Origin of the sequence: Faecalicatena contorta (assembly GCF_021531895.1) — a bacterium.
Taxonomy (GTDB): Bacteria; Bacillota; Clostridia; order Lachnospirales; family Lachnospiraceae; genus JAFBIX01.
The window spans coordinates 37,300-51,747 of sequence record NZ_JAFBIX010000023.1; the positions used below are offsets into that span (position 1 = coordinate 37,300).

A 14,448-nucleotide genomic window follows, 5' to 3' on the forward strand; every position below is an offset into this window, starting at 1 on the left:
TGTATATTTTCTGCCTTTCTTATAAATCTGCCACAATTTTATCCAACTGTATCTTTGTCTCTTCAAAAGTATTGCTATTATCAATCACACGGTCACAGTGTTTCATAAACATACTCTTTGGAAGCTGTGCCGCAATAATATCATCTACTTTCTTTGAATCATATCCTCTTGCATAGATTAATCTTTTCTTACGAATAGAATCCTCCACATAGATATACCATAACTCATCACAGATTTCCTCGTAGTGATCTTCAATGAGAATCGCTGACTCCAGAATAAATAAATTCGTATTCTTACGTTCTTCTTTGGCAATCTTTTTATAAATCTCTTCTTTCACTGCCGGATGCACAATACTATTTAAAACAGATAATTCTACTTTGTCCGAAAAAACAATATCTGCCAGTTTTTCTCTATCCAACTCGCCTTTTGCATCTAAAATCTCTGTACCAAAATGTGCCACGATTGCATCAAAACACTCTGTACCTTTTTTCTGGAGTTTTTTTCCTACAGCATCAGCCTGACAGATGGTAGCACCATACTTATTATTCAAATATTCTAAGATCTGAGTCTTTCCCGCGCCAACTCCGCCTGTAATTCCAATAACCTTCATTCTCTTACACCTCTACTTTGCCTCGTACCAGTTTTCTCCTGTGTGCATATCAACTTCCAATGGTACATCCAAGGAAGCTGCCTGTTCCATCTCTTCCTGAAGAATTGCCTTCACTTCCTCTAATTCCGGTTGAAAAGCCTCAATCAATAATTCATCATGAACCTGAAGAACCAGTTTTGATTTCATATGCTTTTCCTTCAGCCTTCGGCTGACCCCTATCATGGCAATCTTCATTATATCCGCTGCAGTTCCCTGAATCGGCGAATTCATCGCCACTCTTTCTCCAAAGGAACGTTGCATAAAATTACTGGACGCCAACTCTGGAACCGGACGACGTCTGCCAAATAACGTAACAACATAACCCATATCTTTTGCATGTTTTACCGTGTCATCCAAAAATGTCTTGATTCCCGGATATGTCTTAAAATAATCATCTATATACTTTGCTGCTTCTTTTCGACTGATACTCAGATCCTGACTCAATCCAAAAGAACTGATTCCATACACAATTCCGAAATTAACTGCTTTCGCATTCCGCCGCTGTTGGTCAGTGACTTCATCAAATGGAACATGAAAGACTTGTGAGGCAGTGATTCTGTGAATATCTCTGGCTTCTTTATATGCCTCAATCAAATGACTATCTCCTGAACAGTGGGCCAGTACCCGCAGTTCGATCTGTGAATAATCGGCATCTACAAATATATATCCTTCTTCCGGAACGAAAACCTTACGAATTAATCGTCCCAACTCCATTCGAATCGGAATATTCTGAAGATTAGGTTCTGTACTGCTGATTCTTCCTGTAGCCGTTATCGTCTGATTGAATTTTCCATGAATTCTTCCATCATCACAGATGTAATTTGCCAACCCATCTGCATAGGTAGATTTTAATTTGGAATACTGCCTGTATTCCAAAATTTTCGCAATAATTGGATAATCAGGTGCCAACTTTTCCAACACATCCGCAGCCGTAGAATATCCGGTTTTTGTCTTCTTTCCACCAGGAATCTTCATATTTTCAAACAGCACAACGCCCAGCTGCTTTGGTGAATTGATATTGAATGTCTCATTGGCTTCTTCATAGATCTCTTTCTCAAGTTCTACAATCTTGGCACCCAACTGATCACCATAGAATTTCAGAGCCTCTGCCTCCACTTTTACACCATTTGCTTCCATCTCATACAAAGTAAATAACAATGGCATCTCTATCTCTGTAAAAAGCTTGTCCATATGACATTCCTTAAGTTTTTCCCATAAACGTTCAGATGCTGTATATGCTGTATATGCTTCATAGCATATCTTAACATACAATTCCGCTTTTTCTTCTATTACAATATCCAATTGTTCTCTTGCAACGTCCTCATAAGTGTAATTGCTCTTTAACGGATTCAACAAATACGCTGCGATTGTCGCATCGAAACAGTTTGAAGTATTACTGATCTTTAAATACTTCATCGCTGATTTCAAATCAAACATAACATATCGTTCTGTTTCTTCGGCTATCACCTCCAGCTGATTCAACAGCCACGAAGTATCTATACCATGCCCAGTTCGAATACAATAAACATTCTGTTCAGAGAAACACAACCCTATTCCCCCGACACCTGCCTGATTGGCAAAAAGTGGTAATACATTTTCCGTATCCTGGAAAACACACGCACCTACACATTTTGCAGCCCTGGCTTTCGTCATAATCTCTTCTGCCATCTGAATATCTGTAACTTCTCGAAACACAGACTCAATCTGATTGGAAGGAGCTGTTACATCAAACTTAGAAAGAAGATTCTTGAACTGAAGCTTCTGAAAATATGCATAAGCCTCTTCAGTATAGATATTTCCAAGCTTTGCGTCCTCCAATTTATAAGGAAAATCAGCATCCACATTAATCGTGGCAAGTTTCTTACTCATCACCGCCATATCCCAATGTTCTTTCAATGCTTTGGAGGCTCTAGGCGGCTTTAATTCATCAACATGGTCATAAGCATTCTCAATCGTATGATATTCTGCTATAATCTTCGTAGCAGTCTTTTCTCCAATACTTGGGACTCCAGGAATATTATCCGAGGTATCGCCCATCAAAGCTTTCAGATCAATAAATTCCAAAGGCGTCACTTGATAACGTTCCTTTACATCCTGCGCGAAATAATCTTCAACTTCTGTTCTGCCTTGCTTGGTCTTTGGAATACGTATCTTCACATGCCCTGTTGCAAGCTGAAGTAAATCTCTGTCTCCAGAAATAATCGCCACTTCCATTCCTTGCTTCTCACAACGTTTAGACAAAGTTCCCAGAAGATCATCTGCTTCCAGGCCGGCTGATTCAATCGTCTTGATTCCCATTGCATGTAAAACATCTTTGATGACCGGGACCTGTTGACGCAATTCATCTGCCATAGGCTTTCTCGTACCTTTATACTCCGCATACATCTCATGACGAAATGTCGGAGCATGAACATCAAAAGCAACTGTCAGATATTCTGGTTTTTCTTCTTCTAAGATTTTGAACATAATTGTTAAAAATCCGTAGATTGCATTCGTGTGAAGCCCATCTGCATTCGTCAGATCCGGCAGGCCATAAAACGCACGATTTAAAATACTATGTCCATCTATCAATACAATCTTTTCATTCATATAGAATTCTCCATTAAAAACAAAACTACCCTATTACTATACACCAAAACATTGGTTTTTAAAAGGAAATTATTCACCAAATCAATTTTACCCTGTTTTTTTTGCAAAATTTCTTTATAAAACCATTGACATTCTCAAATTAAAAGGTTATAATTTATCATGTTGTTGCGAAAAGCAAAAGAACATGCGGATGTGGCGGAATGGCAGACGCACAAGACTCAAAATCTTGCGAGGGCGACTTCGTGTGGGTTCAAGTCCCACCATCCGCATTAAAAACCAGGTCAAGTACGGATCTGGTTTTTATTTTTTAAGAAAAAAGATGCGTTATATCATTTATTAATCTGATATATAACGCATCTTTTTTCTTAAATATATTAGAAACTATCTGTCGGAAACATTGCATCATCAAGTGCTGTCATATCTTCCTGAGAAATATAATATACACCATCAGCATCTGGCTGTACGGTAATTGTAACGATTGCAGGATCACCATATGCAGGATCTTCCATTCTTGCAGCCATAAGATCATACATTCTCTGGAATACCATCTGATTCAATTCCTCATCACTCGGAATCTCTGTCATATTACTTATTTCTTCTGTAAGAGAAGCCGTCACCTCTTCCTGAATTCCTTCAAAGGCTATAAACGGTTCTACTGTAATGTCAATCGTATATGCATCGTTATCCGATTCTTTTGCCTCTCCTACTTCGTATTTTGCATGCTTGACCATATCCAGGAACAATTCTCTGTAACTTGCCATCAGTTCTTCTGATATTCCAAGGTCAGAAAAACCAGCTTCTTCCATTGTTGTGTCAATATTGCCCTCATACAACTCATTTGCCTCATCTTCTGTGGATTTCGTCCATTCGATATAGTCATCAAATTCTCCTTTATAGCTGGCATCCAAAACAGACTTTGCATAAGAACTTGCATCTTCCGCACTCATTCCCCCGCAACCACTCAAAAGAGACATTGCCATAACAAGCAAAACAGCCAAAAGCCCTTTTTTTCTCATTCCTATTCCTCCTACTCCTGTATAAGATATGAGTATACCATACACTTTATTTTTCATAAATTCAACTCTTGACAGGGGACCTTGTTGTTAATTTTCAGTTAATTTTCTGCCAATTTCAAAGCAATCAAATGTTGCAAAATAATCTGCCGGAGTTTCAGCCCTTCGAATTAACTGAGTCGTTCCGTCTTCTTTCAAAAGAACTTCCGCTGATTTTAACTTTCCATTGTAGTTATATCCCATGGAAAATCCGTGAGCACCTGTATCGTGAATCACTAGTAAATCGCCAATATCAATCTTTGGCAACATACGGTCAATGGCAAATTTATCATTATTTTCACACAAAGAACCTGTAACATCGTATTTGTGATCGCATGGATGATTTTCTTTTCCCATAACAGTAATATGATGATAAGCACCATACATTGCAGGACGCATCAAATTTACTGCACATGCATCAACGCCAATATATTCTTTGTGTGTATGTTTTTGATGAATCGCTGTAGTTACCAGGCAACCATATGGTCCCATCATAAAACGTCCTAATTCTGTATAAATTGACACATCACCCATTCCGGCCGGAACCAGAACCTCTTCATATACTCTGCGGACACCGTCCCCTATTATCCGAATATCATTTGGCTCTTGATCAGGTGTATACGGAATTCCAATTCCCCCAGACAGATTGATAAACTTGATATGCACACCTGTTTCCTTCTGAAGTTTTACTGCCACTTCAAATAATACCTTTGCAAGCATAGGATAATATTCATTCGTCACAGTATTACTTGCAAGAAATGCGTGAATTCCAAATTCTTTTGCTCCTTTTTCTTTCAATATTTTAAATGCATCAAATAATTGTTCCGTTGTCATACCATATTTGGCATCTCCTGGATTGTCCATAATATCATTACTGATTTTAAACAATCCACCCGGATTGTAGCGACAACTAATGATCTCCGGAATATGTCCAATTGTTTTCTCCAAAAAATCAATATGTGTAATATCATCCAGATTAATGATAGCTCCTAATTTTTCAGCAAGCACGAATTCCTCTGCAGGCGTATCGTTAGATGAAAACATAATATCTTCTCCAGATGCACCTATTGCATCAGAAAGCATTAATTCTGTATATGACGAGCAATCACAGCCACAGCCATATTCTCGCAAAATATTAATCAAGAATGGATTAGGTGTCGCTTTTACTGCGAAATATTCTTTATAGCCTTTATTCCATGAAAATGCTTCTTTTAATGCTTTCATATTTTTACGAATACCTTTTTCATCATACAAATGAAAAGGTGTTGGATACTCTTTTACAATCTCATCTAACTGTTCTTTCGTTACAAATGGTTCTTTTTTCATTGTTGGTTTTCCTCCCGCATCGATAGTAGTTTTATTTCATTCGAAAGTGCAGTTTTGTATAACTCCACAAAATTTTTCTGTCCAGAATACAAACAAGTATTCAAGCTTCCTTCTCCATATTCTCCAGTAAGAACATATCTAGAATCTGCAATCAGGCCAATCTGCATACCTCTGTTTTCACCAACATATACCTTAGCATTATCAAAGGATGCTGGCTGATCTGTAATAATCACAACCTTCTTTTTGTCGCGAATTAAGTCTTCTAATTCTCTGACTAAAAGAAGCAGATAATTCCTTGTGCAGCTGATATATACTCTTTTTTCCACCTGAGACAAGAGATTTCTCATCTTGTCCAGGATATGATCAGCACCTTCAATTGTAATATATCCTTCCACATATGTCTTTTCAGATGGTACATGTGCGATCAGCCATTTCTTTGATTCTTCCAGCTTACGGATACGATTCTTGCAGAATTCATCCAGTGGAACCGGAACATATTTTCGCGTATTTCCTTCTTCTACCAGATATGCAATACCCTTCTCCGTCATATTTGCAAGAGAATTATACGCATTCGATCTAGAAATTCCCGTCTGCTTAGCCACCTCATATCCTGTCACTTTTCCTTCAGTTATCATACATTGATAAATATTTGCTTCCTGCCGCGTAAGGCCAAATTCCATCAGACGTTCCACAAATGACAGCTGTTCCAATTAATCACCCCATTTCTTTTAGTAGTTCTCGATAGGAACACTATAAAGGATGTTAGATAATATGTCAATACATTCACAAGGTTTTTTTAATTTCATTAAGGGTCTAATAGCTAACAAAGGTCAAGAAAAAAGAGGCAGAAACATTCCGCCTCTATTACTACAACGATTTCTTAATCTACAACCGCAATCCTCATCATATTGCTGACTCCAGTCTTCACTCCAGCCACATTGGTAGATGGAATTCCAGCTGTCAGGATCACAACATCTCCTGTCTCTGCCATCTGTTTTGCACAGATCAGATCAATTGCACTATTACAGATATCTTCCGTCGTATGAACTTCAATAGATTTTAATGGTCTTACGCCCCAGTAAATCTGCATTCTTCTCAAAGTTGTTTCATTCGGACTAACGCCAATGATGTCCATCTGCGGTTTGAACTTAGATACAACTCTTGCCGTTGCTCCTGACACTGTAGGAGTAATGATACATTTTGCTCTTAGGTTATTTGCAGTTGTTACAGTCGCATGGCCCAGGGCACTGGACGCACTCTTCATCCTATGCTCACCGGCTTTCTTAAGAATCAGATCATAATCCAGATGTTCTTCTGTACTTTCTACAATATGAACCATCATCTGAAGAGCTTCAACTGGATATTTACCCTGCGCAGTCTCACCAGAAAGCATGACCGCATCCGTTCCGTCATATACGGCATTAGCTACGTCTGTTACTTCTGCTCTTGTCGGGCGAGGATTGCGGATCATAGAATCTAACATCTGTGTTGCAGTAATAACCGGTTTATAATTATCATTACATTTCTGAATGATCATCTTCTGAAGATATGGAACCTCTTCTGCAGGAATCTCAACACCAAGGTCTCCACGGGCCACCATGATTCCATCAGCGCATCGAATGATCTCATCAATATTCTTGATTCCCTCTGCATTTTCAATCTTGGCAATAACCGGAATATATGGGGCACCGCATTCTTTCAAAAATGCTTTGATTTCAAGAATACACTCTGCATTTCTCACAAATGATGCTGCAATAAAATCAACCTTCTGCTCTACACCAAATCGAAGATCGTCTCTGTCCTTATCAGTAATTGCAGGAAGTCTGACTGGAACATTCGGTACATTCACACCTTTACGCTCTCCCAATTCACCACCGTTCACTATCTTACACACAATCTCAGTGTCTCTTTTTTCTTTTACTTTCAACTCAATAAGTCCATCATCAATCAAAATCGTACTTCCAACCTGAACATCTGCGACCAGACCTGGATATGTGATAGATGTCTTCGTCTCATCTCCGACAATATCCTCTGTGCTTAAAGTAAATACATTACCAGCCTGAAGCATTACTTTCTTGCCATCTTTCAAGATTCCCGTACGTATCTCTGGTCCTTTTGTATCTAAAAGAATCGCAATTGGCTTTCCTTCCTCATCACGAATCTTTTTCAGCACATCCATTCTCATCTTCTGTTCTTCATGATCACCGTGAGAAAAATTAAATCTGGCAATATCCATACCACTCTGGACTAATTTTCTCATAAGGCTTTCATCATTCGTGTTTGGTCCCATTGTACAAATAATTTTTGTTTTTTTCATATTCCCTTAATTCCTCTCTTATAACTATTATTGGTAAAATCATTTTACATGTGTATGTGTAAACAAATGATCCTGACAATATTCATAATTACCATTACATTTAGAACAATACCTGAATTCCAGCTTTGGATCATCCAACTCCGTTCTGCCACAGACTGCACATCTGTGTTTTGCACCGTTTGCATAGGTATTAACAGGACGCTGTGCATGCCTTACTTTGCGTTGAAATTCCTTTTTTCGCTTCATCTGTCGCGGAGAATACGCCCTTGCATTTCTTGAATTCAAGAAAAAGATCAGAAAGTTCAGTATGGAAACCACTGCTGCAAGAGCGTTAGCCTTGTAATAAATACCATAGACACTTCCGCCATAAGCCGGCAAAAATGCCTGAACAATCGCATAGACAAAATATAATCCATCAATCAATGCCAGATATTTTGCTTTGATCGGTATCACAAAAAACAGCAAAAACTGTAGATCAGGATATAAAGCAGCAAAAGCAAAAAACAGAGACATATTCAGATACCAGGTATCCATCTGAAAAGAGATTCCTGTCAAGAGATAAGCAATAATTGCTGCAATCACATGGAAAATCATTCCGGAAAAGAAGTAAAGATTAAACCGAAATGCTCCCCAGGCTCTCTCTAACTGCTGTCCAATCATAAAATATAAATATAACGCAAATATAATAAAAATCAGGCTGGTAGACGGTGGTTGAATTATGAATGTCACAATCCTCCATATCTGACCATGCAAGATTGCCGAAGCGTTCAGGCTCAGATATTGGTAATAGAATGATGGATTCACCAGATTTAAGACAAATCCAGCAGCATACAAAATAATAATATAATACATCAGATTCGGAATCGCATATCTTCCGAACTTTCTCTCCAGTTTATCTAACCAATTGTTCATAGAATAATCCCTGTCTTTCATATGTTTTACACTGTAGTCATTCTAACTTTTCATAGAATATTTGTCAATTCTGCTATACAAGTTTAAATAATTTTAACATTTATTTTATGCTAAAATAATCAATTGCGAATTGTCTTTTCGAATAATTTGTCGTATAATGTTACAGTCTGTAAAACAAAAACACATTTAATAAGAAGAAAGTCATAGATGAAAATGTAATAAGGAGTACATATTATGAGTCAAAAAGATATTTATACCCTTGGAATTGATATTGGTTCCACGACGGTAAAAATTGCCATTCTGGATGAGAATAATGATGTTGCCTTTTCTGATTATGAAAGACATTACGCGAATATCCAGGAGACATTATCTGATCTGCTTGGAAGAGCAATTTATAAATTAGGTCCTATTCATGCTTCTCCGGTCATCACAGGTTCCGGCGGACTAACCCTTGCCAAGCATCTTGGTGTTCCATTTGTGCAGGAGGTAATCGCCGTTTCCACCGCATTACAGGATTATGCTCCTCAGACAGATGTTGCCATTGAATTAGGCGGGGAAGACGCTAAGATCATTTATTTTGAAGGCGGTAATGTAGAGCAGCGTATGAACGGCGTATGCGCCGGCGGTACCGGATCCTTTATTGACCAGATGGCTTCTCTGCTCCAGACAGATGCATCTGGGTTAAATGAATATGCCAAAAATTATAAATCTTTATATTCTATTGCTGCACGATGCGGAGTATTTGCTAAATCCGACATCCAACCGCTGATCAATGACGGTGCTTCTAAAGAAGACCTGGCAGCTTCTATTTTTCAGGCTGTTGTGAATCAAACAATCAGTGGATTAGCCTGTGGAAAACCGATTCGAGGACATGTTGCATTTTTGGGCGGACCGCTTCATTTCTTATCTGAATTAAAAGAAGCTTTCGTCCGTACATTAAAGCTAGATAATGAACATACGATTGCCCCTGGGCATTCTCACTTATTCGCCGCCATCGGATCTGCACTGAATTCTAAGAAAGATCTGGATGTATCTTTACAGCAGATGCAGCAGCGCCTGGAAGGTAAAATCAAGATGGATTTCGAAGTAGAACGTATGGAGCCGCTTTTTACCAGCGAAGCAGACTATCATGCTTTTGAAGAAAGACACGCAAAACATCAGGTTCCTGTGAAAGACCTGGAATCTTACCGCGGCAAAGCCTTTCTGGGAATCGATGCCGGTTCCACTACTACCAAAGCAGCGCTGGTCGGTGAGGATGGCACATTATTATACTCTTTCTATCATAACAACGAAGGAGATCCTCTTGGTACCACCATAACTGCAATTAAGGATATCTACAGTAAGCTTCCGGAAGGTGTGGAGATTGTCCACTCCTGCTCAACCGGATATGGAGAAGCCCTGATTAAATCTGCGCTTTTGTTGGATGAGGGCGAAGTAGAGACAGTCTCTCATTACTATGCTGCATCTTTCTTTGAGCCGGATGTAGACTGTATCCTGGATATTGGCGGACAGGATATGAAGTGTATCAAGATCAAGAATCAGACCGTCGACAGCGTTCAGTTAAATGAAGCCTGCTCTTCTGGCTGCGGTTCTTTTATAGAGACCTTTGCAAAATCTCTGAACTATTCTGTCGAAGATTTTGCTCATGAAGCATTATTTGCCCGTAATCCGATCGACCTTGGTACACGCTGTACTGTATTCATGAATTCCAAGGTAAAACAGGCCCAAAAAGAAGGGGCTGAAGTTGCTGACATCTCTGCCGGACTTGCATATTCCGTTATTAAGAACGCTTTGTTTAAAGTAATCAAAGTGTCCGATGCTTCCGAACTTGGCAATCATATCGTCGTACAGGGCGGAACTTTCTATAATAACGCAGTACTTAGAAGTTTTGAAAAAATCGCCAACTGCGAAGCAATCCGACCGGATATTGCCGGAATCATGGGTGCTTTCGGTGCAGCTTTAATCGCACGGGAAAGATATGTAGACTGCGAGGGCACAACTATGCTGCCTATCGAAGAGATCGAATCTCTGGAATATTCTACAACTATGGCCAAATGTAAAGGATGTACCAACAACTGCCGCCTGACCATCAACCACTTCAGCGGCGGTCGTAAATTCATTACAGGTAACCGCTGTGAGCGCGGTCTTGGTAAAGAAAAGTCCGCCAATAAACTGCCTAATCTGTTTGAATATAAGTTAAAACGTTATTTTGATTACACTCCGTTAACAGAGGAAGAGGCAAAACGAGGAACCATCGGTATTCCACGTGTCCTGAACATGTATGAGAATTATCCATTCTGGTTTACCTTCTTCCATACTCTTGGATTCCGTGTTGTATTATCGCCGGTTTCCACCAGAAAGGTATATGAACTTGGTATCGAATCTATTCCAAGTGAATCAGAATGTTACCCTGCAAAACTTGCCCACGGACATGTACAATGGCTAATTAATGAAGGAATTAAATACATATTTTACCCAAGTATTCCTTATGAACGTAATGAATTTGCAGAAGCAAACAATCACTACAATTGCCCAATTGTAACTTCTTATCCTGAAAACATCAAAAATAATATTGATGCTATCGTAAATGGGGATGTTGATTTTATCCATCCATTCCTTTCATTTGCAAATGAAGAGACAATTGCCTATCGAATGGTAGAGGTATTCTCTGATAAGTTCTCCATTCCTGCTGCTGAAATCAAATCAGCTGTACATGCAGCCTGGGACGAACTCGATTCCTGTAGGAAAGATATGCAGAAAAAGGGAGAAGAGACCATCAAGTTCCTGGAAGAGACCGGTAATCGTGGAATCGTTCTTGCCGGAAGACCTTACCATATTGACCCGGAAGTAAACCACGGAATTCCGGAATTGATCAACTCTTATAATATTGCTGTATTGACAGAGGATTCCGTTTCTCACCTGCATCCGGCAGAACACCCGTTGAACGTTATGGATCAGTGGATGTACCATTCTCGTCTGTATGCGGCGGCAAATTATGTGAAAACAACAGAAAATCTGGATTTGATCCAGCTAAATTCTTTTGGTTGTGGTCTAGATGCTGTTACAACAGATCAGGTAGCATCTATTTTGAATGATTCTGACAAGATTTATACATCTTTGAAGATTGATGAAGTCAACAACTTAGGTGCTGCGAGAATCCGTGTCAGATCTCTGCTTGCTGCCATCCGTGTCAGAGAAAAACGCCACGAAGAAAGAGAGATTCATTCTTCTGCTATAACAAAAGTGCCTTTCACGAAAGAAATGCGTAAGGACTATACGATTCTCTGCCCACAGATGTCACCGATTCACTTTGAATTACTGGAACCTGCATTCAGAGCTTCCGGTTACAACATTGAAGTCTTGCCAAATGATAATAAACAGGCAGTAGATGTAGGATTAAAATATGTTAATAACGATGCCTGCTATCCATCTCTTATGGTAGTCGGACAGATCATGGAAGCTATCCTTTCTGGTAAATATGATACCGATAGGATTGCCGTCATCATCAGCCAGACCGGTGGTGGATGCCGTGCATCTAACTATATCGGTTTTATACGACGTGCATTAAAGAAAGCCGGCTATGGACACATTCCAGTCATCTCTATTAATTTAAGCGGGCTGGAAAGTAACCCTGGATTCAAGATTACACTTCCACTGGTACTCCGCGGCGTATATGCAGTCGTATTTGGAGATATTTTCATGAAATGCGTATATCGCCTTCGTCCATATGAAGCTGTACCAGGATCTGTAAACGCCATGCATGAAAAATGGAAAAAGGTCTGCCAGGAGTTCGTATCCCAGGGTTATCCTTCCAGACACCGCTTCAGCCAGCTTTGCCACGATATCATAAACGACTTCGATCAGAATATTGAACTTCTGGATATCAAAAAGCCACGCGTCGGCGTTGTCGGAGAGATTCTGGTAAAATTCCTCCCGGCTGCCAATAACTATCTGGTAGAACTATTGGAAAATGAAGGAGCGGAAGCAGTCGTACCAGATCTGCTGGATTTCCTTCAGTACTGCTTCTACAATCAGAATTTCAAAGTATCTCACCTTGGTATGAAGAAATCCAAGGCAACAATCGGTAATCTTGGAATTGCAGCAATTGAGTGGTTCCGCGCACCTGCTACCAAAGCATTTGAAAAGAGCAAACATTTTGCTCCACCTGCTGACATCCGCAATCTTGGCAAGATGGCTTCTGAAATCGTATCTCTTGGAAACCAGACAGGTGAAGGCTGGTTCCTTACTGGCGAGATGCTGGAGCTGATTCACAGTGGTGCGCCGAACATTGTATGTACTCAGCCATTCGCCTGCCTTCCAAACCATGTAGTAGGAAAAGGCGTTATCAAAGAATTAAGAAGACGCTATCCTGAGTCCAATATAGTAGCAATTGATTTTGATCCAGGAGCAAGTGAAGTAAATCAATTAAACCGAATCAAATTAATGCTGTCTACAGCAAATAAAAATTTAGGGAATTAGGCGCTTGCCTAATTCCCTTTTACCCAATTGATGTTTTCTCCATCACTGATTGCAATAATCGTCCCCATCTGATCTGTCCGGTATATCTGTACATCATCATTTTCCAGTTTTTCTATAGTCTCCCAATGTGGATGCCCATATTGATTATCCACGCCACAACTAATGACAGCCCAGGTAGGATCTGTTGCTTTCAGAAACTCATCACTTGTAGCGGTACTGCTTCCATGATGACCACATTTTAACACATCACATTCTAGTTCACTGCCAAAATGCTTTGCCATAGTTTCTTCGGACTTTTCTTCTGCATCTCCGCACATTACAAAGGAGTTGATTCCATGATTTAACTTGATTCCTACAGAAGAACTATTCAGATCGCTCTGATCCACTAATTCTTCGTCTGGACAAAGAACAGTAAATTCAGCATCTCCCAAAGTAAAAATCTCTCCTACTCTCGGATAAACAATCTGAATATTAAATTCTTTGATATCATCTATCACTTCCAGATAAGTTATGGTATCATTGGCAACATCTGGCATAAGCACCATCTGAACATCTATATTTTCCAATACATCATCTGCTCCTCCAATATGATCCGCATCGGGATGTGTAAGGATCAGATAATCCAGTGTATCAATCCCATTTTTCAGTAAATAAGCCACTACAGATTCTCCCTGGTCATTATTGCCTGCATCTATGAGCATATTATGTCCTTCAGTCTGAACAATCGTACAATCTCCCTGACCAACATCCAGAAAAGTCACTTTCATCTCTCGCGTTGCAACCGTATCAGCTATACTTCTGTCGCTTTTTCCTGACACAGTAGTAATATCATCCAGATTAGCATAACCTGCCACTGCCAACGTCAGCGCAGCTATAAATGCTGCTATTTTCTTTACATTCTTCATATTCGTATACTCCCCTTAATACATTTCCATCTATTATAAAATTCTCGTTCTGGAAAATCAACCTTTTCTTGTCATCTATGACACAGTGTGCTATATCCTGACTTTTGCAAGAAAATAAGTATAAAATACCCGTCAAGCCCAATAAATACAGGGCCTGGCGGGTTTGCCATTTTGTCATATTTTCATGGCGTTTTTTCCTTTGGAATGAAAAAAGTGAAA

Annotated in this window: 10 protein-coding genes and 1 tRNA gene; 2 read left to right on the forward strand and 9 right to left on the reverse strand. The window is 39.5% G+C overall.

Features of this window, described 5'->3' with window-relative positions:
• Window positions 1–19: 19 nt before the first annotated feature.
• Both coaE and polA read right to left on the reverse strand, forming a co-directional pair.
• The gene (coaE, locus tag JQM81_RS10105; RefSeq protein ID WP_235233434.1) at window positions 20–610 is read right to left on the reverse strand and encodes a dephospho-CoA kinase; all 591 of its coding nucleotides are present in this window, start codon (window positions 608–610) and stop codon (window positions 20–22) included.
• Window positions 611–622: 12 nt separating this feature from the next.
• Window positions 623–3,238: a DNA polymerase I gene (gene polA, locus JQM81_RS10110; RefSeq protein ID WP_235233435.1), complete on the reverse strand. Its 2,616-nt coding sequence runs from the start codon at window positions 3,236–3,238 to the stop codon at window positions 623–625.
• Window positions 3,239–3,424: 186 nt separating this feature from the next.
• On the opposite strand from polA, the gene JQM81_RS10115 reads away from it, so the two are divergent.
• Window positions 3,425–3,507, forward strand: a tRNA-Leu gene (locus JQM81_RS10115).
• 105 nt (window positions 3,508–3,612) lie between these two features.
• Here the strand turns inward: JQM81_RS10115 and JQM81_RS10120 are convergent.
• The 5 genes from JQM81_RS10120 to JQM81_RS10140 form a co-directional block, all read right to left on the reverse strand.
• The gene (locus tag JQM81_RS10120; RefSeq protein WP_235233437.1) at window positions 3,613–4,254 is read right to left on the reverse strand and encodes a hypothetical protein; all 642 of its coding nucleotides are present in this window, start codon (window positions 4,252–4,254) and stop codon (window positions 3,613–3,615) included.
• 87 nt (window positions 4,255–4,341) lie between these two features.
• Window positions 4,342–5,616: a diaminopimelate decarboxylase gene (locus JQM81_RS10125; RefSeq protein WP_235233440.1), complete on the reverse strand. Its 1,275-nt coding sequence runs from the start codon at window positions 5,614–5,616 to the stop codon at window positions 4,342–4,344.
• Window positions 5,613–6,296, reverse strand: coding sequence for a TrmB family transcriptional regulator (locus JQM81_RS10130; protein WP_334302619.1), 684 nt, complete (start codon window positions 6,294–6,296; stop codon window positions 5,613–5,615). Before JQM81_RS10130 ends, JQM81_RS10125 begins: the two co-directional genes overlap by 4 nt.
• A 200-nt stretch (window positions 6,297–6,496) precedes the next feature.
• A complete protein-coding gene (gene pyk, locus JQM81_RS10135) occupies window positions 6,497–7,933 on the reverse strand; it encodes a pyruvate kinase (RefSeq protein ID WP_235233442.1) in 1,437 nt (478 codons plus the stop codon).
• Between the two features lie 39 nt (window positions 7,934–7,972).
• Complete coding sequence (locus tag JQM81_RS10140; protein ID WP_235233444.1) at window positions 7,973–8,845, reverse strand: rhomboid family intramembrane serine protease; 873 nt, start codon at window positions 8,843–8,845, stop codon at window positions 7,973–7,975.
• A 234-nt stretch (window positions 8,846–9,079) separates the two neighbouring features.
• Between JQM81_RS10140 and JQM81_RS10145 the strand changes: the two genes are divergently transcribed.
• Window positions 9,080–13,324: a 2-hydroxyacyl-CoA dehydratase gene (locus tag JQM81_RS10145; protein ID WP_235233446.1), complete on the forward strand. Its 4,245-nt coding sequence runs from the start codon at window positions 9,080–9,082 to the stop codon at window positions 13,322–13,324.
• 8 nt (window positions 13,325–13,332) lie between these two features.
• On the opposite strand, the gene JQM81_RS10150 is transcribed toward JQM81_RS10145, so the two are convergent.
• Both JQM81_RS10150 and JQM81_RS10155 read right to left on the reverse strand, forming a co-directional pair.
• A complete protein-coding gene (locus tag JQM81_RS10150; protein WP_235233447.1) occupies window positions 13,333–14,229 on the reverse strand; it encodes a ComEC/Rec2 family competence protein in 897 nt (298 codons plus the stop codon).
• On the reverse strand, window positions 14,162–14,448 hold a 287-nt coding region (locus JQM81_RS10155), incomplete at its 5' end, for a hypothetical protein (protein WP_235233448.1). The genes JQM81_RS10150 and JQM81_RS10155, both read right to left, overlap by 68 nt.

Bases quoted from the DNA above. Each gene is read 5' to 3' on its own strand.
- JQM81_RS10120 (WP_235233437.1), bottom strand. From the start codon at position 4,254: ATGAGAAAAAAAGGGCTTTTGGCTGTTTTGCTTGTTATGGCAATGTCT.
- polA (WP_235233435.1), bottom strand. From the start codon at position 3,238: ATGAATGAAAAGATTGTATTGATAGATGGACATAGTATTTTAAATCGT.
- JQM81_RS10145 (WP_235233446.1), top strand. From the start codon at position 9,080: ATGAGTCAAAAAGATATTTATACCCTTGGAATTGATATTGGTTCCACG.
- pyk (WP_235233442.1), bottom strand. From the start codon at position 7,933: ATGAAAAAAACAAAAATTATTTGTACAATGGGACCAAACACGAATGAT.
- coaE (WP_235233434.1), bottom strand. From the start codon at position 610: ATGAAGGTTATTGGAATTACAGGCGGAGTTGGCGCGGGAAAGACTCAG.
- JQM81_RS10150 (WP_235233447.1), bottom strand. From the start codon at position 14,229: ATGAAGAATGTAAAGAAAATAGCAGCATTTATAGCTGCGCTGACGTTG.
- JQM81_RS10125 (WP_235233440.1), bottom strand. From the start codon at position 5,616: ATGAAAAAAGAACCATTTGTAACGAAAGAACAGTTAGATGAGATTGTA.
- JQM81_RS10130 (WP_334302619.1), bottom strand. From the start codon at position 6,296: ATGGAATTTGGCCTTACGCGGCAGGAAGCAAATATTTATCAATGTATG.
- JQM81_RS10140 (WP_235233444.1), bottom strand. From the start codon at position 8,845: ATGAACAATTGGTTAGATAAACTGGAGAGAAAGTTCGGAAGATATGCG.